Source organism: Paenibacillus sp. FSL P4-0338 (assembly GCF_038002365.1).
In the GTDB taxonomy this organism is placed as follows: domain Bacteria; phylum Bacillota; class Bacilli; order Paenibacillales; family Paenibacillaceae; genus Paenibacillus_AQ.
The window spans coordinates 4110733-4132644 of sequence record NZ_JBBOCG010000001.1 but is presented as its reverse complement, the minus strand read 5'-3'; the positions used below and the strand labels follow the sequence as shown (position 1 = coordinate 4132644).

General features: G+C 49.4%; 24 protein-coding genes. 13 read left to right on the top strand and 11 right to left on the bottom strand.

The window, feature by feature from the left end:
- The first annotated feature begins 30 nt into the window (after nucleotides 1–30).
- Complete coding sequence (locus MKZ07_RS18185) at nucleotides 31–858, top strand: MetQ/NlpA family ABC transporter substrate-binding protein (protein ID WP_445667909.1); 828 nt, start codon at nucleotides 31–33, stop codon at nucleotides 856–858.
- Between the two features lie 115 nt (nucleotides 859–973).
- Here the strand turns inward: MKZ07_RS18185 and MKZ07_RS18180 are convergent, their stop codons facing one another.
- Genes MKZ07_RS18180 through MKZ07_RS18155 form a run of 6 tightly spaced genes read right to left on the bottom strand, consistent with a single transcriptional unit; the run spans nucleotide 974 to nucleotide 6349 of the window.
- Complete coding sequence (locus MKZ07_RS18180) at nucleotides 974–1900, bottom strand: metallophosphoesterase family protein (RefSeq protein ID WP_341026969.1); 927 nt, start codon at nucleotides 1898–1900, stop codon at nucleotides 974–976.
- Between the two features lie 39 nt (nucleotides 1901–1939).
- A complete protein-coding gene (locus tag MKZ07_RS18175) occupies nucleotides 1940–2281 on the bottom strand; it encodes a DMT family transporter (protein ID WP_445667879.1) in 342 nt (113 codons plus the stop codon).
- Nucleotides 2278–3168, bottom strand: coding sequence for an HAD family hydrolase (locus MKZ07_RS18170; protein ID WP_341026966.1), 891 nt, complete (start codon nucleotides 3166–3168; stop codon nucleotides 2278–2280). Before MKZ07_RS18170 ends, MKZ07_RS18175 begins: the two co-directional genes overlap by 4 nt.
- A 40-nt stretch (nucleotides 3169–3208) precedes the next feature.
- Nucleotides 3209–4558, bottom strand: coding sequence for an ABC transporter substrate-binding protein (locus MKZ07_RS18165; protein ID WP_341026963.1), 1350 nt, complete (start codon nucleotides 4556–4558; stop codon nucleotides 3209–3211).
- Nucleotides 4559–4589: 31 nt separating this feature from the next.
- The gene (locus tag MKZ07_RS18160; RefSeq protein ID WP_051494002.1) at nucleotides 4590–5432 is read right to left on the bottom strand and encodes a carbohydrate ABC transporter permease; all 843 of its coding nucleotides are present in this window, start codon (nucleotides 5430–5432) and stop codon (nucleotides 4590–4592) included.
- Nucleotides 5433–5467: 35 nt separating this feature from the next.
- The gene (locus MKZ07_RS18155) at nucleotides 5468–6349 is read right to left on the bottom strand and encodes a carbohydrate ABC transporter permease (RefSeq protein ID WP_341026959.1); all 882 of its coding nucleotides are present in this window, start codon (nucleotides 6347–6349) and stop codon (nucleotides 5468–5470) included.
- Nucleotides 6350–6572: 223 nt separating this feature from the next.
- Between MKZ07_RS18155 and MKZ07_RS18150 the strand changes: the two genes are divergently transcribed.
- From MKZ07_RS18150 to MKZ07_RS18115, 8 genes are all read left to right on the top strand, one after another.
- On the top strand, nucleotides 6573–7151 hold the full coding sequence (locus tag MKZ07_RS18150) for a GbsR/MarR family transcriptional regulator (RefSeq protein WP_036700318.1): 579 nt from the start codon (nucleotides 6573–6575) through the stop codon (nucleotides 7149–7151).
- A 3-nt stretch (nucleotides 7152–7154) separates the two neighbouring features.
- Nucleotides 7155–7829: a response regulator transcription factor gene (locus MKZ07_RS18145; RefSeq protein WP_036700315.1), complete on the top strand. Its 675-nt coding sequence runs from the start codon at nucleotides 7155–7157 to the stop codon at nucleotides 7827–7829.
- A gap of 38 nt (nucleotides 7830–7867) precedes the next feature.
- Nucleotides 7868–9004, top strand: coding sequence for a HAMP domain-containing sensor histidine kinase (locus tag MKZ07_RS18140; protein ID WP_076161126.1), 1137 nt, complete (start codon nucleotides 7868–7870; stop codon nucleotides 9002–9004).
- An 89-nt stretch (nucleotides 9005–9093) separates the two neighbouring features.
- Nucleotides 9094–9768: an ABC transporter ATP-binding protein gene (locus tag MKZ07_RS18135; RefSeq protein WP_341026949.1), complete on the top strand. Its 675-nt coding sequence runs from the start codon at nucleotides 9094–9096 to the stop codon at nucleotides 9766–9768.
- On the top strand, nucleotides 9765–12194 hold the full coding sequence (locus MKZ07_RS18130) for an ABC transporter permease (RefSeq protein WP_341026947.1): 2430 nt from the start codon (nucleotides 9765–9767) through the stop codon (nucleotides 12192–12194). Before MKZ07_RS18135 ends, MKZ07_RS18130 begins: the two co-directional genes overlap by 4 nt.
- 48 nt (nucleotides 12195–12242) lie before the next feature.
- Entirely contained in the window at nucleotides 12243–12701 is a 459-nt protein-coding gene (locus MKZ07_RS18125; protein ID WP_341026945.1) for a hypothetical protein, read from the top strand.
- Nucleotides 12702–12794: 93 nt separating this feature from the next.
- Nucleotides 12795–13160, top strand: a complete 366-nt coding sequence (locus MKZ07_RS18120) for an EamA family transporter (protein WP_268748822.1) — start codon at nucleotides 12795–12797, stop codon at nucleotides 13158–13160.
- Between the two features lie 29 nt (nucleotides 13161–13189).
- Complete coding sequence (locus MKZ07_RS18115) at nucleotides 13190–14059, top strand: helix-turn-helix domain-containing protein (RefSeq protein ID WP_341026943.1); 870 nt, start codon at nucleotides 13190–13192, stop codon at nucleotides 14057–14059.
- A gap of 66 nt (nucleotides 14060–14125) precedes the next feature.
- Here the strand turns inward: MKZ07_RS18115 and MKZ07_RS18110 are convergent, their stop codons facing one another.
- The 5 genes from MKZ07_RS18110 to MKZ07_RS18090 form a co-directional block, all read right to left on the bottom strand.
- Nucleotides 14126–16630 carry an ABC transporter permease gene (locus MKZ07_RS18110; RefSeq protein WP_341026940.1) on the bottom strand — a complete coding sequence of 835 codons (2505 nt, stop codon included), beginning with the start codon at nucleotides 16628–16630 and terminating at the stop codon, nucleotides 14126–14128.
- Nucleotides 16631–16632: 2 nt separating this feature from the next.
- Nucleotides 16633–17325 (bottom strand): ABC transporter ATP-binding protein, encoded by a 693-nt coding sequence (locus MKZ07_RS18105; RefSeq protein WP_036700300.1) that lies wholly within the window; start codon nucleotides 17323–17325, stop codon nucleotides 16633–16635.
- Between the two features lie 96 nt (nucleotides 17326–17421).
- The gene (locus tag MKZ07_RS18100) at nucleotides 17422–18456 is read right to left on the bottom strand and encodes a sensor histidine kinase (RefSeq protein ID WP_036700297.1); all 1035 of its coding nucleotides are present in this window, start codon (nucleotides 18454–18456) and stop codon (nucleotides 17422–17424) included.
- Entirely contained in the window at nucleotides 18453–19139 is a 687-nt protein-coding gene (locus MKZ07_RS18095; RefSeq protein WP_036700294.1) for a response regulator transcription factor, read from the bottom strand. The genes MKZ07_RS18100 and MKZ07_RS18095 overlap by 4 nt, the downstream gene beginning before the upstream one ends.
- Before the next feature lie 144 nt (nucleotides 19140–19283).
- Entirely contained in the window at nucleotides 19284–19391 is a 108-nt protein-coding gene (locus MKZ07_RS18090; protein ID WP_179090518.1) for an S-layer homology domain-containing protein, read from the bottom strand.
- A 191-nt stretch (nucleotides 19392–19582) separates the two neighbouring features.
- Between MKZ07_RS18090 and MKZ07_RS18085 the strand changes: the two genes are divergently transcribed.
- The 4 genes from MKZ07_RS18085 to MKZ07_RS18070 are packed head-to-tail and all read left to right on the top strand — an operon-like array spanning nucleotide 19583 to nucleotide 21799.
- The gene (locus MKZ07_RS18085; RefSeq protein WP_036700289.1) at nucleotides 19583–19885 is read left to right on the top strand and encodes a LiaF transmembrane domain-containing protein; all 303 of its coding nucleotides are present in this window, start codon (nucleotides 19583–19585) and stop codon (nucleotides 19883–19885) included.
- 47 nt (nucleotides 19886–19932) lie between these two features.
- Nucleotides 19933–20610, top strand: a complete 678-nt coding sequence (locus MKZ07_RS18080) for a PspA/IM30 family protein (RefSeq protein WP_036700286.1) — start codon at nucleotides 19933–19935, stop codon at nucleotides 20608–20610.
- 4 nt (nucleotides 20611–20614) lie between these two features.
- On the top strand, nucleotides 20615–21088 hold the full coding sequence (locus MKZ07_RS18075; RefSeq protein ID WP_036700326.1) for a PspC domain-containing protein: 474 nt from the start codon (nucleotides 20615–20617) through the stop codon (nucleotides 21086–21088).
- Between the two features lie 3 nt (nucleotides 21089–21091).
- Nucleotides 21092–21799 (top strand): PspA/IM30 family protein, encoded by a 708-nt coding sequence (locus MKZ07_RS18070; protein ID WP_036700284.1) that lies wholly within the window; start codon nucleotides 21092–21094, stop codon nucleotides 21797–21799.
- Nucleotides 21800–21912 lie beyond the last annotated feature (113 nt).

The window sequence follows — 21912 nt, the reverse complement described above, 5'->3', positions numbered from 1 at the left end:
AGAGAGATCATGAAAAGAACAGGAAAAAGAATGACCACCACGTTTGCACTGGTACTGCTTGTAATGACGCTTGCACTTGCAGGCTGCGGCAACAACAAAGAAGCGGAAGAGACACCGGCGGCAACCAGCACCGGGCCTGTGAAGATCAAGGTAGCCTCGCTGATTCCGCCAATGACAGATATTCTCGATATCGTGAAGCCGATTCTGAAGGAAGAAGGCGTGGATATGGAGGTTGTCGTACTGTCCGATAACGTGCAGCCGAATGAAGCGCTGGCGAACAAAGAGGTGGACGCGAACTTCTTCCAGCATGTCCCTTACATGGAGCAGTTCAATGCCAGTAAAGGCGCAAAGCTGGTGCCCGTTCAGCCTGTGTATGATGCCATCTACGGCGGGTACTCCAAACGCTTCAAGAACATTGCCGATCTGCCGGAGGGGGCAACGCTCGTGATGGCGAATGATCCGTCCAACATTGGGCGCTCCCTGCAAATGTTCGCAGATGCCGGATTGATTACGCTGAAGGATGGCATAGGAATTCAGGCTACGCAAGCCGATATTACCGCCAATCCGAAGAACTATAAGTTCGAGGAGGTCGATCTGCTGATGCTGGCCCGGATGCTGGATGATGCGGATCTGGTAGCGATGACGCCGGCCTACGCGAGCCCGCTGGGTCTGACTCCGAAGAAGGATGCGCTGATCACCGAGCGTGAAGATTCAGCCTTCACCATTACCCTCGTTGCCCGTGAGGACAACAAGGATTCCGAGGCCATCCAGAAGCTGGCCAAGGCGATCAGCGGCCCGGAAGTGAAGAAGTTCCTGGAGGATAATTACGCGGACATTGCGCTGCCTGCTTTTAAATAGTAGATACACGGATTGACTCCTGCATCGAAGCAGATGAAAAAGCTGTCCCAAAAGCCATGAAATGGCTGCTTGGGGCAGCTTTTTATTGTGAGTGGAACTTCAATAATTCCCTAACTTACCGTAGAGCGCTAACGGGATAGGCTACCTCATATTGCGCCGCTTCAATCCAGGTGCCCGTAGTGAAATCCCGTCCCCGCACAAGCACTTTATCAGCATAGACTTCTATATAATAGCCCTGGCTGCCGTTCTTGTGTTCATCCGCATCCGTCCAGAGGTAGGCTACAGAAGCAGCATTGAACATCGTTGCTGTCTGTCCGTTGCCGGGATACATGGTATTGCCGACCTCCAGCTCCCAGTGGGTATGCCCGGTGAACAGCAGGGTCTGCGGGTGCCGCGACAGAATAGTACGCAGCTCCTGATCCTGAGTGACTCCGTACCATTCCTGAGATTCCAGTGAACCGGCTACTGTATCCTTCAGCGGCTGGTGCAGGAAGAGGAAGACGGGCTGATCCGGCAGAGATGCCTGCTCCGTGTGCGGCTGCAAATAACTGTTAGCCTCTGGTTTGTCCGGTGCGCGTTCCCCAAGCTTCCGGTCCAGCCACTGGAGCTGCCCGTCGGATAAATTGCAGAATGTCTGCAGCCCTTCCTCAGTACCCAGGAAGATGAAATGATACCCGCCGATCCAGTGATCATGATAAGGACCTGGCATGCCCATGCGGGAAGTATACATCGCAAGCCGGGATTCCCAGTGGCCGAGGCCGACGTCATGGTTGCCTAGGGTGTAACGAATCTGCGGCAGTGAAGCCTGATGCTGTTCAAGAATACGCTGGACCTCCTCGTACTCCTCCGGGAAGCCATTGTTCGTAATATCTCCAATATGCATGATGCCGCTGCTGCCTTGTGCGTGTAAGGCCAAATCCTGCAATGCCCGTCCTAAGTTCTGGTTGTACTCATGCTCGGGATCAGCCGTGACATGGGTGTCGGTAATAATCTGGAACGTCAACAGCGGTTCAGTAACGCCGGTTGTGGCGGATGTATTCATAGGCAAGCGAAGCCTCCTTGAAATATTTTCTTCGATAGATTAATGCCCCTTGGCGCTAATGTTCAATCCGACAATTCCGGCTACAATCACAGTTACCCACAGGAGGGAGGAACCCGATAGCCGCTCTTCGAAAAATAAGACCCCCGCCAGCGAAATCAAGAGGATACCCGCACCGGACCATACGGCATAAGCGACTCCAACCTTGATGGAGGTGAGTGCGATACTCAGCGAGGTGAAGCTGATCCCGTAGAACAGGAACATTAGCACAGAGGGCCAGGGCCGGGTGAGGCCATGAGACAGCTTCATGGAGACCGTTCCAGACAGCTCGAAGACAATAGCCAAGGCAAGAAATACCCAGGCCAAGGCCCCTTCGGCCTTCATCGTGCCATCCTTCGTACGCTAAGCTCCGAATAAGACGAAATCACACAATCTGCATCCGGCAAAAGAGTCCCGGCAGCCTGCAAATCTGCCGTAGCAGGCCCGCGTCCGCTGGCATCGGCTGTCCCGCCAGCATCGTCGCGTCCGCGACCCGCCGTCGTCGTCGCCGCGGAAGCCGTGAGCCCGGCGGTGATTCCGCCGGCAATCCCAAGGGCTGCGGCAGCACCCGCTGCCTTCGCCATCCGCATATCTCCGTTCGTATCGCCGATCACGGCGGCTTCAGCCGGAGATACCCCCAGCCGCCCGCAGGCAAGCAGTGCCATGTCGGGGAAGGGTTTGCCCCGCTCCACCTGATCGGTGCCGATCACGGCGGTGAAATACTGGCGGATGCCCAGCCAGCGCAGATGACTCTCTGCTGCCGCAGTTTCATCGGCAGTCACTACGGCCATAGGTATGCCCTGGGCTGCGCAAGCGTCCAGAAAGGGCACCAGCCCGGGGAGCGGGCGGACCGGACGGCTCTGCTCCAGCATCGCATCCGCTGCATTCCGGCAGGCGTCCACCAGTTCAACCGCTTCGGCCCAGGATAGGCCAAGAGTATATCCCTGCCAGGACAGAATGGCATACAGATCGTTCATCGTGCCCATGGCGAGCGGGCCGTTACGGTCGTAATCGGTGATCTTCCCTGCAGCATCATGAACCGTTCCCAGCAGGGAGGCCCGTTGGTGCTCAGGGAAGCTCAAGCCGCGCTGTTCAAGCCCCCGGGCGAACTGGTCCAGGAAGCACTCGCCCCAGCTTCCCCAGAGAGATACGAACTGCAGCAATGTTCCATCCTTGTCGAACAGGATAGCCGATACAGGATAGTCTCCTTGCGGAGTATTAAGCTCGATCATGCAGCGTCCCCCTTCATTAATAGAAATGTATTCAGCCGTTCTATTTCAGCTTATCCAGTGCGGCCTGAGCCGTCTGTTGTGCTTCCTTCAGCGCGTCGGCTGCCGGAATATTCTCAATCTGTACCTTATCCGCAGCGATCTTCAGCGCATCGTTAATCTTGCCGCCTGTCGGGTCCTGGAAGGGAGCGGAAGCATGAGCCGCCTGCTGCAATGGAATCTTGATCTGCGGGTTGCTCTCACTGAAGGCTACGAAGGCCGGATCTTGCAGGGCGGACTGGCGTACGGAAATATAGCCCGTATTGATCGACCAGGAGGCCGTATTTTCGGAGTTCGTGAAGTAGGCGAGCCATTTCATCGCCGCTTGTTTCTCCGCTTCTCCGGCTTTGGCAGGAATACCGGCCATAATCGCCTGAGCAACAGGCTTGCCTTCCCCAACCCCGGCCCAGCCCGGCTGCTCCATCGCGGAGACGATACTGAAGTCAAGGTCGCCCTGGTCGCCGCTCGAACCGGTGTATCCGGCCGCTTGGCCTTTCATTACATCATCAATCGTCTTGTACCAGTACTCCCAGCCTTGTCCGCCGGAGTGGATGCGCATCGTCTTATCCTCATGAATGGCTTTGCGGAAGAACTCCCAGGTGTCGATCCATTCCGGGGAATCAATCATGGCCTGGGTGCCGTCTGCACTAAGAATGCTGCCGCCCTTGCTGAGTGCGGCGTCAATCATGTTGCCGGAGCCCCACATCGGCTCCCAGCCGTAGAAGCTGGTTTTGCCGCCTTCCGATACCGTCATCTTTTTGGCAGCCACAGCGAGATCCTCCCAGGTCTTAATCTGGCTGGCATCGAGGCCAATCTTCGCAAAAGCGTCCTTACGATAGTACATCACCTGCGTCGTTCCATACATCGGCAGGAAATACTGCTTACCATCCACCTGCCCCTGGTTCAGGAAGGTCTGTACGAAATCCTCTTGCTTAAATTCCGGCAGCTTGGCAATAAGCTCATCCATCGCAGCGAAATAGCCTTTGCGAGCCCAATCTATATTGGAGGAGAGGACCGCCGCCGGGACCTGCCCGGTAGCAATCGCAGCCTGAAGCTTCTGTTCGGTTTCTGTATAATCCCCCTGCACGATCCCTTTGACGATGACCTCCTGCTGGGAAGCGTTGAACTTCTGAATGAGCGATTGCATATTTTCTCCCAGCTTGCCGCCGAGTCCATACCAGAACTCAATCGTTACCGGTGCGCTTTCAGCCGGAGCGGCATTGGCAGCAGGGATTGCGGCGGCTGCGCCGTCCGCAGTGGATGTATTGCCGGGAGCGGCATTTCCGCCGCAAGCGGTGAGCACGGAGAGTCCGGCGATCATGGATACTGCGGACAACCTTTTGAATACGTTCATCATCATTCTCCTCTGGGGTTTAAGTTGGGTTTCAGCCTTTGCTTGAGCCTGCGGTCATGTTGACACTTTGCATTATCGTTTTCTGCGCCAGCAGGAAGACTAGCAGCAGCGGGGCAATCGTGAAGGCGCTGGCGGCCATGATGAGCGGCCATTTCAGTCCGTAAGCACCCCCTTCCACGAAGAAGCTGCGCAGACCGGCCGAGACCAGCTGCAGACTGGGGTCCTTCGTAATAAGCATCGGCCAGAAGTAATTGTTGTACTGGTCAATGAAGGTAATCAGCGCCAGTACGGCGAATGAGGATCGTGTGACCGGCACAAGGATCGTCCAGAGAATCCGCATATGCGAGGCACCGTCCACTTCGCCGGCCTCCACCAGCTCATGCGAGACTTGAAGAAAGGCCTGCCTGATCAGGAAGATCGAGAAGATACTCACACAGTTGGAGAGAATCAGGCCCGCATAGGAGTTCAGCAAGTGCAGCTCAGAGAGGACCAGATAGCCTGGCAGGTAGACTGCCGTTGCAGGAACCATATAACCGAACAGAATCACTCCGGCAAAAACGCCCTTCAGGCGGAATTTCATATGCGTCAGCGCATAAGCCATCATCCCGGAATTGATCGATTGAAGGAGGACAATGGAGACAGCGACGAAGATACTGTTACCCATATATCTGGCGAACGGCGCCTCGTTCCAGGCAGCGGCGAAGTTACCCCACAGCGGTACCTCAGGCCAGAGTGTGGGCGGGGAACGCCAGATTTCATCATTGGTCTTGAGGGCGCTCGTAACCATCCAATAGAACGGGAAGGCCATCAGAAGAGCAAGCGCGGCGAAAAAAATCTGGCGGACCAGCCCGCTGATACGTGTGAATATAGTCAAGCGGTTAGACCTCCTTAAGGGCTGATAGTAAGCTTTTATTGATAATGAGTGGTCCGCTTGCTGATCCCGAAGGAGAGAACAGACAGCAGCATGCAGATCAAAACCAGGACGACAGCTACGGAAGAAGCCTCTCCGATCTGGAACGATTCGAAGGCGGACTGATAATACAAATAGAGCAGAGTGCGGGTAGAGCCGGACGGGCCGCCCTGGGTCAGCACATTAATCTGGTCATAAGCCTGAAGCGCCGAGACGAGCTGCACCACGAATAAGAAAAGAGTAGTCGGCGAGATCAGCGGCCATATAATCCGCAGGAACTTCTGCACCGGGCTTGCCCCGTCCAGCTCCCCGGCTTCCAGCAGGTCTGAAGGCACATTGCGCAGGGCCACCAGATAAAAGATCATTGCCCAGCCGACCGACTTCCAGATCGTGACCAGCAGGACGCCGGTTAAGGCCCATTTGGGGTCCTGCAGCCAGCCGATGGAATCCAGGCCGAAGAAGTTCAGCACCGCATTCGCGAGTCCGGCTTCAGGCTGATAGATCCAGGACCAGACGATAGATACTGCAACGGTCGGCGTCACCCAGGGGGAGAACAGCAGCACCTGATAAAGTGCCGATCCTTTTAGCTTTTTGTTCATTAATAGGGCAAGGCCCAGTCCGAGCAGGATCACCGGCAGCACACTGCCGAGGCAGAAGAGAACGGTCACCCTCAGCGCTTTGTAAAAAGCCGGGTTGCTAAGCAGATCGGTATAATTCTGCCAGCCGACAAAGGTTTTCTCTGGGCTCATGAAATCCCATTCCGTGAAGCTGAGATACAGCACATACAGCAGCGGCGCGAGCCAGAACACGGCGAACGGGATCATGGCCGGCAGAGTGAACAGCACGGGCTTGAGGCCGCTGATTAACTTTGAACGTGTCATTTTCGTACATATTCTCCATTTCATCCACATTGGTTGATGCGGTATAATGCAGAGGACAGCTCCTCTGTTCAAAAAAAATTGTACACTCATGAGGCAGGCTTGTGGTCAAGCGGAGGTAAAGCCCGTTCGGAATTTGTGTAAAATTTGTAGGATGATTGCCGTAAAGCTACGGTATTGTGTAATGTAGAGAGAACGATTCTATGTGAAAATGAGGTGCCACCTGATGAAGCAGGCCGCATTCGGCGAGGAACATCCGCACCGTTCGCCCCGGGAGCAGCTGCTCGGCCCGGTGATCGATGCCATAGCACAGACCATGGATTTATATGGAGCGAATTATTCCTTCGGGCAGCTGTACGGAGTGATGTTCTTCGAGGACAAGCCGATGACGCTGGAGGAAATGAAGCAGGTCATGAATATGAGTAAAAGCAATATGAGCTACGGGGTCCGCTCCCTGATTGCCTCCCGGATGGTGACGAAGCTTCCGGAGAAGCGTGAGCGGAAGGAGCTGTACGCAGCGGAGACAGACTTCTTCGAGGCCTTCCGGAACTTCTTCACCCTGAAGCTTCAGCGGGAGATCGATGTGATGCAGGAAGCGATGGCAGCCGGGGTCCCCGGCCTTAAGGCACTGGCCCACGCAGCAGACACCCCCGAAGAGGAGAGGCAGGCCTGCCTCAGAGATCTGGAGAAGCTGGAGCATGCAGCCGAGTATTATGCCTGGATGCAGCGGTTCGTATCGGGGCTTGCGGAGGGGGAGGTCTTTGGCGGGAAACGGGGAAGTACCGGGGAGGAAGGCGGAGTGTAAGCTATGAATAATCAGATTCTGATTGTTGATGATGAAGCAGATATAATTAATCTACTTACAGATTATTTTGAGCTGAATGGCTATAAGGTTTTAACCGCGCGAAGCGGAGGGGAAGCTTTACGCAAAGTAATGTATCAACCGGACATTATTTTACTGGATATTAATATGCCTGAGATTGATGGTCTTGAGGTATGCACTCGTATACGGAATTTCGTATCCTGCCCTATTATATTCCTGACTGCGCAAGTAGAAGAGACAGATAAAATTAATGGCTTTCGTGTTGGCGGAGATGATTATATTGTGAAGCCATTCAGCATTGATGAGCTTGGAGCCAGGGTAGAGGCACATCTGCGCCGTGAACGAAGACAAGCTATTAAGACGCAAACCAGATTTTCAGATCATTTGGTGATTGATTACTCTGCTAGAGTGGTGTACTACAAGGGACGCGAACTTTCTTTTGCCAAGAAGGAATTTGGCATTATTGAGTTGTTGTCAATGAACATTGGCCAAGTCTTTGATAAGGACCATATCTATGGCAAAGTCTGGGGTCTGGATCATGAAGGGGATAGCATCGTTGTTGCAGAGCATATCAGAAGAATTCGGTCCAAATTTAATGAGGTTAGTGATCACATATACATTTCAACAGTATGGGGTGTGGGCTATAAATGGATAGGGTAATAAAAGCTTGGCGTAGCTTATCCATTAGGATGACATTTATGATCTATATGCTTGTATTTGTCCTTATTGCCGGGCTCCTCAGTATAATTACCATTACTGGCGCAGGTCACATACGTAATAATATGTTTCTGAAGTATAACGATTCCTATACATTAGCGGATATCAAGAATCCAGCCATTGTCTACAACATGAAGGACTTTAATACAGATTATTCTTATACAGATGAACAAATCATTAAGCTTTGTAGTTTTCTGGATTCTTGGTCCATTTTGATATTTTTTGGGTTATCTACCCTGGCGGCATCCTTTTTGTTTTACCATAATAAGCTTAAACAACCGATTGGGATTTTGCGCGAAGCTTCTACTAAAATATCCAATAATGACTTGGATTTTAATATTCCGCACGATAGCGAAGATGAAATGGGACAGCTATGCAGGTCTTTTGAAAGCATGAGAGCTGCTTTGGAGGATAACAACCGTCAAATGTGGCGTTCCATAGAGGACAGAAAACAATTAAATGCCGCTTTTTCACATGATTTGCGAACGCCGCTGACCGTATTGCGGGGGTACGCTGACTTTTTAAATAGATATCTGCCGGAAGATAAAATTAGCAAGGAGAAGCTGCTGGATACGATAACAACCATGAGTGTACATATATTACGGCTGGAGAACTATGTGCAGATTATGGGCGAGGCACAAAAGCTCGATGAGATATCAGTAGCCCTTACGAAAGTGGAGATTTCTGCATTTTTGGAGCAGCTAAGTAGTATGGCTGCATTTCTGGCAAGGGAACACTCACTCGAGCTTTCATTTGATAATCAAATCTCTGAACAAGCTCTGTGCATGGATACAGGAATTGTTACCAGGATATACGAAAATATGATTGCTAATTCTCTTCGTTATGCAAGCCAGAAAATTTCTGTGCGTTTTGAATTTGTGAAGGGATTTTTTTCGATTACAGTTAGTGATGATGGTGATGGGTTCTCGAATCAAGATTTAAAGCGTGCTACCACGCCATTTTATACAAACGGAGCGGAAGCTGACCAGAGACATTACGGCATGGGGTTGAATATTTGCAAGGTGCTGGCCGAGAAGCTAGGAGGCAATATTCAGCTAACGAACAATAATTCGGGTGGCGCCTGTGTGAAGGTTTGGATAAGCGTACAGCAAAGTTGATAAATAATAGATAATTATTGGATATCCTTTCCTAGAGAACAACTTAGGGGAGGATATTTTTGTATCCAAGTATAAAGGGAGGCGCCGTTATGATTCTGGAAGGGAAGAAGCTGTGCAAATATTATGGCACTGGAGATCGTCAAGTGAAGGCCATTCATAATGTTGATTTTTCGGTGGCGAAAGGTGAGTTTATCTCTATTGTTGGGCAGTCCGGTGCAGGAAAAAGTACATTAATGCACATCATTGGGGGGGTGGATGCACCTACAAGCGGTGAGGTCATCATAAATGGGACTTCCATTTATACATTGCCAATGAGTCAACTGGCAGTGTTTCGCCGCCGCCAGATCGGCTTTGTGTTTCAGGCTTTTAATTTGGTACCCTCACTTAATGTGTGGGAGAACATCATTTTACCCATTGGGCTGGATGGAAAGAAAGCAGATGTCAGCTATATTGAAGATATTTTAAATACTTTGGGGATCTATGAAAAGCGGGCAAGTCTGCCCACAGTGTTGTCTGGCGGTCAGCAGCAAAGAGTGGCAATTGCCCGTGCACTGGCAGCTAGGCCGGCTATTGTCCTCGCAGATGAACCCACAGGAAATCTCGATAGCCGTTCTAGCAACAACGTTTTGGATTTGCTGCGTTTATCCGTAGAGAAATATAACCAGACTTTGATTGTTGTAACGCATAATGACGAAGTGGCTAAGCTTGCAGGTCGGACCGTTCGGGTGGTGGACGGTTCCATTGTAGTAGGGGTAGAAGGATGAAAGATACGATTACTGTTCACAATGTATCCCTGAAAAATCTACGTCATCACAAAAGCCGGACCTTATTGACTGTAGGTACAGTTGCTTTAGCCGTAGCCTTACTTTTTGTGGTGCTGACCTATTTCTACTCCAACGATCAGAGGAGCAAGCGAGAAGCGATTAATGAGCTAGGCGCCTATCATGTACAGTATGAGCATTTGTTGCCAGAGCAGCAACAAGCTATTGAGAATAATCCGAAGATAAAAAAGCACTATGTTTCCTATATCAGTAAAAATGTTAAATCCGGCTCATTTGAAAAATTGAATATTAATATGGCTATAAGTTATATAGAGGGAATTAATGAAGGACTGATTCAATTAATGCAAGGGAGGGCTCCAGCCACTGACGACGAAATTGTATTGGATAAATGGGTGATAGAGGAAATTGGCTTTCCCTCCAAGCTAGGAGAAATAATACCCTTGGATTTACAAATTAAGAGTGCAGGGAAAACGGAATATATCACTAAAAGCTTTAAACTGGTGGGAATTGTTGATGATATAGCTGTACGTAAGGCGGCTAGAGCCGGTCTGATGTTCATTTCCAAGGATCTTTCACAACGTTATAGTCCTGATCCGGATGTTGTTATATTTGCTCTTTTGAATTCGGACTTCAATGCGACATCTACGGCACATAGAATTGCTGAGGGGGCTAAGCTACGAGAAGATCAGATTCAAATCAATGAGCGTTATAGCGGCGCATATGAGCAGAATCCTGTATCTATCTTGAAAGCAGCCGTTGTCATAATTGTAATTGTTATTAGTGCAGCCATGGTTATTTATAATATTTTCAATATATATCTGTCGGAGCAGATCCGTTTATTTGGCATGATAAAAGCTATAGGAATGACTCCTAAGCAGCTAAGCAGCATGATCCTCACAGAAGGGCTTATGATTTCACTGGCGGGGAGTTTCCTGGGTCTCCTGTTGGGGGTAGGAGGAAGCACAGCATTTATTCCCTTCTTAGGACATACGGCTAGCGGAAGCTCCCCGTTATATGTTGAATTGTCTCCTTATATTGCTTGTGCTGTTTTTGTTATAGGTCTGATTCTCGTTAGACTATCTGTTTATATTCCTGCTAGAAAAGTAGGGAAAATTACAGAGATTGCAGCTATTCGTTATAATCCCGCCGAAGACTTTGGGAAGAGAAGCCTCAATCCCAAGAGCAAATTAAAACAATCAATCAGCGGTTTCTCCCTGGTGTTGGCACAACTTATTCGATATCGCAAGCGCACCTGGGTGACTGTAATATCCATTACACTGACAGGTTTTATTTTTGTGGTCACAGGGAGTATTTTCAGTAGTATGAATATCGATAATATGGCTGGAAGTATGGTGCCTGGTGACTATAAGCTAAGTGCTGTTGCTAACCTTGAGTCTGACGAACAACTCGATTTGTTTAACAACGAGGTGATACAGCAAGTGAAGACTATGTCAGGCGTCAAATCTGTATTGACGGAGATGTATGACGTATTAATTTATAACAAGCAGGATGCACACCTTCACCTCAAAGACTTGGCGGGTATAAGGAACCCGGAGATTAGAACGGATATCTATGCCTACGATGATCACTTAATGACAAGTGCCCTCCAGATGCTCGGGAAAGATGATTCTATGCTTACAGCACTGAGAAGTGGCAATAATCTCATCGCCGTTTCGGAAGATGGAGGCTACCGGGAGGGAGACAAAATACGATTCGCAAAGTATGGAGAAGGGCAGAAAGAACGTGTATTCACTATTATTGGTGTATTGCCCAATTACGTTACATATAAAGGTAATTCTTCGGATGGAGGAGTTTTTATTGCTCACCAGGACCTGTTTAAACGATTAAATATGGATCACCGCATCCAGCAGGTTAGCGTCCAAGTTAATGAAGGACGACAAGGGGAAGTCGAACGGAATTTAAAAGGCATCGCAACTGCTGATCGAAGAATAACATTCACTTCTTTCCAGGAGATGTATCAGGAGTTTAATGGAATGAAGAAAGTATTTCAGTTGGCGGCTAATAGTCTTACTTCGGCATTGCTGATTATCAGTATATTTAACTTAATTAATTCTAACTTAACCAGTATGTATTCTAGAAAACGGGAGATTAGCTTAGTTGAAGCGATTGGCATGTCACGGAGTCAACTAACCTTGCAGCTAGGCAGTGAAGGCTTAATGGTTATTCTAATTAGTCTGTTATTCACTTTTTCGCTGGGTATACCAGCAGGATATTATGGTGTTGAAATTTTCAAGCAATCCGCCACCTATGTTCAGTATCAACTGCCAATAACAGCCATGCTATTCTTGATATGCGCCTATTTTACAGTTCAAGTGGGAACTACCTTCTATATGCAGTGGCGCTTAAGCAAGGAGAGCTTAATGGAACGAATCCGTTTTAGTGAATGATCGATGGAAAGCAAATAGCTGAATATAACCTTTGAGGGGGCTATCATTGTGTTTCAATCTAAATTGCATTTTACAAAATCCGTTTACACTATATTAATGTTGTTAATGGTTATTGCATTATCGTTAACAGCCTGCGGAACTAATAAGGGAGATAGTATTTCTCCTGAATATCATGGCGTAAAATACACAGGGCAAGGCGCTTTGGAAACCAAAGTTAATGTGGTTATTTACAACGAAGATGAGATTTTGTTTCTACAGACCGTTAAAATTGTAGATGATAATCCTACTGTTTGGAAAGTACTGCAGGCAATTTCAGACAATGCTGAACAGGGAATGCGAATTGAAAAGGATCAGAAAGGACAAATAAGTATGGTTGACGGAATAGAGAATAATCAGACTAAAAAGTGGAAGCTGTATATTAATAATATCCTTGAAGATGAAGACCTTGAAAATGTCGGAATTGACGAGGAGCAGCCATTGACATTGAGGTACATAGCCAATTCTTAGAGTATAATGAATTTTTAGGAGCGGGAGAAAGGGAGAAAATATGAAGAACAAATCACAGGCTAATCCAGTGTACGTGGTAGGAATTGCACTCTTATTTGTGTATTTATTTTGGGGAGGCACCTTTGGTCCACACTTAATATCTCCGGCATTTCTATGCGATCCTACCTGGCTCTGGCCTACCTGATCACCTTCGGCTCCATTGTCGGCTATACAGCCTATATCTGGCTGCTTAAGAATGCTGACGCTACCCTCGTCTCCACGTATGCCTTCGTTAATCCGGTAGTCGCAGTGCTGCTTGGCTGGCTGCTGGTTGGCGAACAGCTTACCCTGAATACCCTGATCGCTGCCGTGATCATTATCGGGGTTGTGGTATTGGTGACTCTTTTCCGTAGTAAGCCACAGCCGGCGGTAACTCAAGCAGCGCTTGATATACAACCGCAGCAGCAGTCGATACACTGAGAGCATCTTAGCCGAAGGAGTGGTAAGTTATGTTTGATATGTTAAAGGTGGGCCGGAATATCGTTAGATTAAGAGGTCTGGCCGGTCTGACTCAAATGGGGCTTGCGGACCAGTTGGGCATCAGTTATCAGGCGGTGAGTAATTGGGAGAGGGGCAACAGTATGCCGGATATCTCCAAGCTTCCGCAGCTGGCAGAAATCTTTGCTGTGGGGATCGATGAGATCCTCGGGGAAGAACAAGGACAGGGCTCCCGCGTAATCGGGAGTGTACTGGAGCATGGCGGCACAGATTATTTTGAGCGGGGGGAAGGAACGGCCCAAGAGCTCTCAGACCTTGCGCCAATTCTTCATAATGAGCAGATTGGTGAAGCATTTGAGCATGTGAAGGACGGGGCCGCTGTAGACGATCTGCTGGCACTTGCGCCGTTCCTGAGCGAGGAGACTCTCGATTCATGCGCCAAGCAGGTGTTTGAAAGGGGAGGGGTGGAGCCTCTGCTGAAGCTGGCCTCGTATGTCAGTGATGAAGCAATGGACGAGCTGGCCAAGCTGGTATATGCCGCAGAAGGTCTGAAGGCACTGGTGGAATTCGCCCCATTTATTAGTGATGAGAGGCTGGATGAACTTGCAGGGACTGTCTTGATGCAGGAAGGTTCGGAGGCACTGGTATCCCTCGCTCCATTTATAAGTGATGAGAGGCTGGATGAACTTGCTGAGACTGTCTTGACGCAAGAAGGTTCGGAGGCACTGGTATCCCTCGCCCCATTTATTAGTGATGAGATGCTTGATCAACTTGCTGTAGCTATTTCTACAAAAGAAGGCGTTAAAGCGCTCCTGCCCCTTGCCCCGTTCCTCAGTGAGGAAATTCTGGATAGCCTTGCTGCGCAAACCTTCTCCAGATAATGACCTTATCCTATACTCATCCACAGCCGGTACTCTAACAGAGCATCCGGCTGTTTCAGCATGCCATTATTCCATTTCACGGAGCCTTTCGACGATCGGGCTGCGGGCGAGCGGCTTATAGGCGCTTAAGGTGATGAGATAAGAGAGGACTGCCAGGATCGGGATGATCAGAATAAACGGCAGCCACATCATCCGGAATTCCATGTATGCCATCCCTGCGGCAATACCTCTGGCGGTGCAGTAAGTCAGCAGCACACCTATAGTAGAGGTAAGCAGCGCAGTGAGAAGCACGGTGTACATGCCCTCGTAGACGAGCATACGTTTGAGCTGCTGTTTGGTCATTCCAATGCTCTCTAGAACGGCAAATTCATACCTGCGTGCGATCACTCCGGTCAGGACAGAATTAATGTAATTAAGCAGGCCGATAAGTGCAATTACGAGACTAAGTCCATACCCTATAATCTGAAAAATACGGATATTATCGCTTAACTCCTTCCTATAATCTTCTCTTGATTTCAGCTGCAGAGCATCCAGCGGGCGGATAGCCTCCCTGATCTGTTGCCCCGTTTCATCAAGCTTGCCGGGGGCTGCATTCAGGGTAAGCGAGAGGATGTCTGCCGGAGTCCCGCTCTCCAAAGTGGCTTGCCGGAGTTCGGCTGCAGGCAAAAAGGCATTGTAGCCGTTACCGAAATACATTTGACTGGTTGCTGCATAGAAAGCATGATATTTCAGCACGGCCATCACTTCGTATCTCCGCTTCAATCCGGAATAGCTGATAGCATCCCCGGGATGATAGTAGCTTGTATAAGCACCTGGCCCTGTAAGAGTCTCCGCCACCAGTATGTAATCTCCGGAATCGAATTGTTCCCTGTTAAAGTGACCTTCAAGTATATCCTGATCTGCGAGATCGTACCAGCCGGAATCAAGCCCGTAGAGTTGGGTATGAACTTTGGCGGGAAGGGCAGAAGGAGTGGCTGAAGACTCGGCTGAAGCACGGACGGAATCATCCGGAGGATAAGAGAAAAGGGTATAATATACTTTATCGATATTTTCCACACCGTCCAGATGCTCCAGCTTCGCACACAGTTCCTCGGACAGCTCGGTTTCATTGACTGAGCGTTCCCCCTCCTGCTGGATAATTCCCTTGTTGTGAATCATATAATCTCCATGAATATATGCACTGAGATATTTATTGATATCCATGGAGGAGATCACGGTAAATATCGTATTAAATAGCAGAATGCTTAAGAAGAGCGAGGATAACATCAGACTCAGCTTCTTCTTGCTCCGGAACAGGTTGGAGAACGACATCCGGTATAGTCTGGCTCCATGCTTGGATGGCTTGAAGGTTCTTTTTCCGCTATTCTGAACGCCTGAGAATTTAACGGCTTCCACCGGAGCGATGTCCGCTGCCAGCCGTCCCGGCTTATGCGCTGCGATCCACACGGTCAGGAAGGAGAAGAGGGCTGCCCCTGCAAATATCCATGGACTGGATGATAGAGAATTTCCTTTAAACTCCCCGGACAGCGAAGTGGTCAGAGGTGTAACCCATCTGCCGGTCATATAGCCGGAGCCAAGGCCGAACGGCAGGGCAATGAGGTACAGCAGCCTGGCTTGAATAGCGATGATTCTCCGCAGTTGTCTCGGGGTGGTGCCAATCATTTTCAGCAGGCCGTAGAACTTCACATCCCGGACCACTGAAATATAGAAAATATTGTAAATAAGCAAGTAGCCGCTAAGCATAATGATAAAGATAACTGCGGCATATGGAAGGATAGCCTCAACATTGTCCGCCAAAGATACGCTGGAGTAGGCCCAATTGATCCCGATGGGAGCCGTAATCCTCGTATCAGCCAGAATCCTGTTCAGCTTTTTCTCAATATGAAATGAATTGTTGAACATGACACTCAGTTCTGAGGTGTTTACGTAGGATCCGCTTTCCTTCGATTGTTCGGGATCAATATCTGAGAGGTTTTTATCGGTAAAGGCCTTGGACACAAAAGCCAACCCTGCCATCGCCAATTGCTTGTCCGCTTCATAATAGCCCGACAAGGTGAATTTCCGGTTAATGATCCGTTCTCCGGTATCGATCTGCAACGTGATTTCCTTCCCTAGCTCCGGCTGCACCCCTAGCTTGCCCAGAACCCAGGTATTTAGGGCAACCTCATTCTCTCCGGCAGGCAATCCCCCTTCAACGAATTCTATGAAGCCGTGATCAGCGTAATTCTGGTCAACCTGCAGCACCTCAACCCGGTCCTGGCCGAATGCTTTATTATGCAATATGCCGGAATGAAGGGAGAGGGCGGATTGTTTAATGGAAGGGTGCTTCAGCAGCGTCTCCACTTGTTCCGGGCTAAGATATTTAAACCCTCCGTGAAAGTCACTTCCGACTGTCTTCATCTGTGCATTTTGCATGGATTGATTAATGCTCAGAGCCATGGTGAAAATGGAGGTGATGAGCAGTGTAGTCAGTATAATGGCGCAGATGGCAGCCAGATTCCGCAGCCGGTTGGCTCTCAGGCTTGCCATCGCCAGATTTAATATGGTCCTCCGGTTTTTCGTCGCGATCATAATCATCTCTCCCCGGGGGCCTGCGTCGATCCCGAGGCAAGCCTGCCGTCCTCAATGCGGATGATCCGGTCCGCCATCTGTGCAATGCTCTCGTTGTGTGTGATCATCACAATGGTCTGGTCGAATTTGACACTGAGCTGTTTCAGCAGGATAAGTACCTCCTGGCTGGTCCTGCTGTCAAGATTGCCGGTGGGCTCATCGGCCAGAATAATGGAAGGTTTGGTAGCAAGTGCTCTTGCGATGGCTACACGCTGCTGCTGGCCTCCGGAGAGCGCAGAAGGCAGGTTACCAACTTTCTCCTGAAGCCCCAGACTTGAGATAATCAGGTTCAGATACTCCCGGTCGATCTGGCCTCCGTCAAGCTCAATGGGCAGGACAATATTTTCCAGCACACTCAGGATCGGCACCAGGTTATAACTCTGGAAGACAAATCCTACAGAACGGCGTCTGAAGATGGTCAGCTTCTCATCACTCATCTGAAAAATATCATGCCCGTTGACATAAACCTTGCCCTCTGTAGCCCGGTCCAGACCGCCAAGCATGTGAAGCAGCGTGCTTTTTCCGCTACCGCTCGTGCCGACGATTGCCACGAACTCCCCTTTTTCTACATTTATAGACACGTCATCCAGGGCTTTGACCGTATGCTCACCTTTTCCATAATATTTCTTGAGATTCTCTATTCGTAGAATAGACATGTTATATTCCTCCTGTACGTATGTTCGTATCCACATCTACAAGGTATCAGACAAAACTAACAGGAGAGTGTCTGAAATCTGACGGAATGGACATATTCAGAATAGCGGCAGGAAGATCGAGAACACAGTGCCTTGCCCGGGCACAGAAGCAGCTTTCATATGTCCGCCTTGAGCGGTGATGATCTCCCGGGCCAAGAAGAGCCCAATTCCCACACCTTCTGCATCGCGCACATTCTTTCCCCGGTAGAACCTCCTGAAGATTTGGGGCAGCTCTTCCTGGGAGATTCCACGGCCGGTATCTGCGATATCCAGGCGTATAAACATCTCATTCGCTTCCGCAGTGATATGGATGCTATCCCCTCGTTCTGAATATTTCACAGCATTATCCAGCAGATTGGATAACACTTCGGTTGTCCATTTGAGGTCATAGCATGCTGTGATGTGAGGTTCACAGTTTATACTGATAGTGATGCGGCTGTTCTCTGCCTGGATGAGGATCTGGGAGACTGCTTCAGAAACCGCATGGATCACAGGACAAGGCTCCATTCGCAGAGAGATCATGCCTGTCTCCAGCCTGGACAGTTTGATCAGGGATTGGATCAGCCAGTCGAGTTTTTCCGACTGTTTTTTAACTTGTACAGCAAGCTGAAGCGCATGTTCATCATTCACCAGACTTTCCTCAAGCAGCTGGCTGTAGATCATAATATTGGATAAGGGCGTTTTGGTCTGGTGGGAGATGTCGGAGATTAGTTCTTTAATTTTATTCTTTTCCGTTTCCAGATTCTGTCCGTTCACTCTTGCAATCTCTATGTACCGCATTAATTTATGTTCTATGGAGGAGAGAAGGGTTTCTTCATAATTATAGGTGGGCTCACGCCCGTGAGTAGCATTGTCTACCAATGTCTCTACCTTTCCCATGAAAGAAGTAACCATATTCCGGAGCGACCGGGACCAGACACCTCCAAGGATCAGCATGCAGATTATGAATAGAAGAGAGAGTCCAAGCAGCGATGAACCGGTGATCTCTAGCAATATAATACAAGTCACATATACCAGGACCAGAATGGTAAAAGCTGCGGCGAATGCCAGATTCACCAATTGGTTAAGCGGCAGCCGTTCTTGTCGCTTCATAGAACAGGACCTTCTGTCCATGTATACCCTAAACCATATACAGTTTTGATATATTGAGGCGAAGAGGGTTCCTCTTCGATCTTAGCCCGCAATCTTTTGATGGCTACCGTTAACGCATTCTCATCCACGAATACCGCCTCCTGGCTCCACGTTCTGTCGATCAGCTGCTCACGGGTCAGAATGTTTCCCCTATTCGTTACCAGTATGCGCAGCAGTTTCTGTTCGGATTTGCTCAGCAGCAGCGGCCGGCCGTTCTTGAAGTACTCCATTTTGCCAAAATCAAATTCAAGCAGGCCTACAACGATCCTCTCATGGGTAAGCGCATCACTCCTTCTCAGGACGGCCATTACCCTGGCCCGCAGAATCATCAGACTGAACGGTTTGGTAATATAATCATCAGCCCCCAGAGCAAACCCGGTTACAATATCCGGTTCCATGTCGTTGGCCGTCAGGAATATAATCGGTACCTGCGAGGCTCCGCGGATTCTTTCGCAGTAATCCAGTCCGCTTCCGTCCGGAAGGTTCACATCCAGCAGAATGAGATCAATTTGGGTGGAGGAGATAATCTGATCAGCCATCGTCAGTGAATAGGCTTGTTCTATATGCAATTCATTATGGGCCAGTGACAGGGCTATTCCCTTGTTCAAGCTTTGATCATCTTCAACGATGAGTAGTGTCTTCATGGGCATGACTCCTTTAGTAATCAGGTATTCTCCCAATATTATGGCCAACCCTGGAATATCCTGCAAGTGGGGCGGGGCAGTCTTGATTTGTCGGACAATAAAAAGGCATCTCCATAGTAAAAATTCACCTTGAACTTCTTGTCCTCAAAGCTCGGCAAACCCCAGTGTAGCGATCTTCATTACATATTTGTACATCCATGAGCTGTTGCTTACATCGCTGAAGCCGCTGAAGCCTTTTTTTCTCTTCAGCATGCTTAACTTCTCCGCATCTGCAGGAAGCAGCAATAGAATATATTTCAGGATGTATAGCCGCTTCCAGTCCTGCAACCATCCCCGACTAAGGTCCAGTACATAAAACCGTCCACAGTCTGTTTTGAAAGATGCGGGATTGCCCTAGAATAAGGGTATAAGAAAGAGAAAGCAGCGAAAGGCGGTGATAACAAATGCAAAGAAACAAAGGTAACGGACTTGCGATTGCGCTGATTGTAATCGGAGCGGTAATGCTGCTTGGCATTCTGCCTCACTTGATTTCAGGAGTCTTCGGCATCCTCTTCCCGGCAGTGCTGGTTGCACTCGGATACTACGGAATTAAGAGCGGCCGCAAGATTATCGGCTGGGTGGTACTCTTCATCGGTGTCATGTCCCTGATCTCCAAGCTTTCCTGGATTATCGGTCCGCTGCTGGGTATTGCTCTGGTAGTGTGGGGCATCTCGGTACTCAGAGGCAAACAAAGCAGAACATACTAATACACACAGTCCATACTTATTAAGAAGCAGGGAGGGAGCAGGAAATCATGAGTGTTTTTCGCAGAATGAGGGACATCACCGTAGCCAACTTGAATGAACGCCTGGAGCAGAGCCAAGATCCGGTGAAGCTGATTGATCAATTTCTACATTCAACCCGTGAAGAGATCGGGGAGGCCGAACGTCTGTACCAACAGTACGCTTCTCATACGAAGCAATTGCAGCAGCAAGTGAATCAGGCCACCGCCATGAGGAACAAACGTGAAGAGCAGGCGCTCCTCGCACTCAAGGCAGGCGAAGATCATCTGGCCAAGCTGGCATTGCAGGAGAAAATTATCCACGAGGAAAAGCTGGAGCAATACAGCGGGCTGCTGGAGACGAGCCAGCAATCACTCTTCGAACTGGAATCCCAGCTGAACGAGCTCAAAATGGAGTATCAGACGGTATACAGCAAACGCCAGTTCTATGCAGCACGGATGGAGTCGCTGCGGCTGCAGCAGCGCATGAATCAAAGAGCCGGGGCTTACGGCGGCGGAGATGTTCCCAAAATGTTCGGCCGTCTGGAAGACAAGATGACCGACTGGGAGCTTGAAGCCAAAAGCCTGAGCGACTTGCGCCGGATGGGACAGGAATATGCGGTGCAGGCTGGAGAGACCGTGGCCACCGTACTCGAAAGAGAAATGGCCCGTCTAAAGGAGAAGCTGAACAATGATGGCAGAAAGGAGTAGTAGTATGACCCGATTGTATCGTTCAAGAAGAGACAAAGTAATGACAGGGCTGGCAGGCGGATTGTCCGAGACTCTCGGCATTGACTCTACCCTGTTCCGGATTCTGCTGGTGATCAGTATTCCATTTAGCGGTGGAGCTACGATCCTCGTATACTTTATCGCGGCAATGGTGATTGCCAAGGAGCCTAACCAGTACAATCCCTTTGGACCCGGTGCGCAGGGTGGCCCGTACGGCGGACCTTACTCCGGCGGACCTGAATATGGCCGTGGACCACAGGCTCCGCACCAAGGACCTCAGGGATATGGCCCTTATGGCGGACAGCCGGGCTACAATCCCGGTTATGACAAGGCAGGCGCTCACGCAGCTCCCGATTCTGGCCTGGATGCCATGATGAAGGATATCGAGAAGAAGGCACTGCAAAAAGAAGTGGAAGAGCTCAAACAAAAACTTGCTAAATACGAGAAGGGAGAAGTGTAAATTATGGGAGTATTCAAACGGATTAAAGATATGACGAAGGCGTCGGTAAATGATATGTTGGATAAGGTAGAGGACCCGATTGTGATGCTTAATCAGTATCTGCGCGATATGGAGGCTGAGATTCATGAGGCTGAAGTAACGGTAGCGAAGCAGATGGCTAATGAACGCCGTATGAAACAGCGTGTGGACGAAGCTGCTAAGGTAGCCGGACAACGCGGGGCACAGGCTGAGCTTGCGCTGAAGAACGGGCAGGAGGAAGTTACCCGTAAGCTGCTGGAAGAGAAAATCTACTTTGACCAGAAGTTTACCGAGTACGGCGAGCTTCACGCACAGGCTGAAGTACAGGCCAAGGAACTGGTGCAGCAGCTGCATGATATGAAGGATGAGTTCTATAAAATGCGCAACAAACGCAATGAACTGGTATCCCGCGCTCAGATGGCTAAGGCCAAGAAGCAAATGTCCCAGATCAGCAGCGTACATTCCATTGAAAGCGGAAGTGCGTCCCTTGGCTTCCACCGCATGGAAGAAAAGATCATGCAGCTCGAAGCGGAAGCAGATGTCATGCGTGCTCCGTATAGCCCTTCGGCAACCGCATATGCTAAGCCGGTAGATCCTGAGAAGGAACTGAAAGTAGAGGAGCAGCTTGCCGCACTCAAGAACAAGCTGAACTCAACTCCAGCAGCCCCTCCTTTGAATAAAAAAGAACAATAATCCCTGTTCCTAAAGAACAGCCGGATATGATATGCTGATCAAGGTAAAGCCATACGGTATGGATTCTCCATACCGGTATGGCTTTTGTAGCGGATGCAGTAGGATGAAGATGT

What these genes read in the sequence shown, in the direction of transcription:
- MKZ07_RS18130 (WP_341026947.1), top strand. Translation starts at nt 9,765, where the DNA reads ATGAAAGATACGATTACTGTTCACAATGTATCCCTGAAAAATCTACGT.
- MKZ07_RS18185 (WP_445667909.1), top strand. Translation starts at nt 31, where the DNA reads ATGACCACCACGTTTGCACTGGTACTGCTTGTAATGACGCTTGCACTT.
- MKZ07_RS18135 (WP_341026949.1), top strand. Translation starts at nt 9,094, where the DNA reads ATGATTCTGGAAGGGAAGAAGCTGTGCAAATATTATGGCACTGGAGAT.
- MKZ07_RS18145 (WP_036700315.1), top strand. Translation starts at nt 7,155, where the DNA reads ATGAATAATCAGATTCTGATTGTTGATGATGAAGCAGATATAATTAAT.
- MKZ07_RS18085 (WP_036700289.1), top strand. Translation starts at nt 19,583, where the DNA reads ATGCAAAGAAACAAAGGTAACGGACTTGCGATTGCGCTGATTGTAATC.
- MKZ07_RS18170 (WP_341026966.1), bottom strand. Translation starts at nt 3,168, where the DNA reads ATGATCGAGCTTAATACTCCGCAAGGAGACTATCCTGTATCGGCTATC.
- MKZ07_RS18165 (WP_341026963.1), bottom strand. Translation starts at nt 4,558, where the DNA reads ATGAACGTATTCAAAAGGTTGTCCGCAGTATCCATGATCGCCGGACTC.
- MKZ07_RS18080 (WP_036700286.1), top strand. Translation starts at nt 19,933, where the DNA reads ATGAGTGTTTTTCGCAGAATGAGGGACATCACCGTAGCCAACTTGAAT.
- MKZ07_RS18075 (WP_036700326.1), top strand. Translation starts at nt 20,615, where the DNA reads ATGACCCGATTGTATCGTTCAAGAAGAGACAAAGTAATGACAGGGCTG.
- MKZ07_RS18090 (WP_179090518.1), bottom strand. Translation starts at nt 19,391, where the DNA reads ATGCTGAAGAGAAAAAAAGGCTTCAGCGGCTTCAGCGATGTAAGCAAC.
- MKZ07_RS18150 (WP_036700318.1), top strand. Translation starts at nt 6,573, where the DNA reads ATGAAGCAGGCCGCATTCGGCGAGGAACATCCGCACCGTTCGCCCCGG.
- MKZ07_RS18105 (WP_036700300.1), bottom strand. Translation starts at nt 17,325, where the DNA reads ATGTCTATTCTACGAATAGAGAATCTCAAGAAATATTATGGAAAAGGT.
- MKZ07_RS18175 (WP_445667879.1), bottom strand. Translation starts at nt 2,281, where the DNA reads ATGAAGGCCGAAGGGGCCTTGGCCTGGGTATTTCTTGCCTTGGCTATT.
- MKZ07_RS18070 (WP_036700284.1), top strand. Translation starts at nt 21,092, where the DNA reads ATGGGAGTATTCAAACGGATTAAAGATATGACGAAGGCGTCGGTAAAT.
- MKZ07_RS18110 (WP_341026940.1), bottom strand. Translation starts at nt 16,630, where the DNA reads ATGATCGCGACGAAAAACCGGAGGACCATATTAAATCTGGCGATGGCA.
- MKZ07_RS18100 (WP_036700297.1), bottom strand. Translation starts at nt 18,456, where the DNA reads ATGAAGCGACAAGAACGGCTGCCGCTTAACCAATTGGTGAATCTGGCA.
- MKZ07_RS18095 (WP_036700294.1), bottom strand. Translation starts at nt 19,139, where the DNA reads ATGAAGACACTACTCATCGTTGAAGATGATCAAAGCTTGAACAAGGGA.
- MKZ07_RS18155 (WP_341026959.1), bottom strand. Translation starts at nt 6,349, where the DNA reads ATGACACGTTCAAAGTTAATCAGCGGCCTCAAGCCCGTGCTGTTCACT.
- MKZ07_RS18140 (WP_076161126.1), top strand. Translation starts at nt 7,868, where the DNA reads ATGATCTATATGCTTGTATTTGTCCTTATTGCCGGGCTCCTCAGTATA.
- MKZ07_RS18115 (WP_341026943.1), top strand. Translation starts at nt 13,190, where the DNA reads ATGTTTGATATGTTAAAGGTGGGCCGGAATATCGTTAGATTAAGAGGT.
- MKZ07_RS18180 (WP_341026969.1), bottom strand. Translation starts at nt 1,900, where the DNA reads ATGAATACATCCGCCACAACCGGCGTTACTGAACCGCTGTTGACGTTC.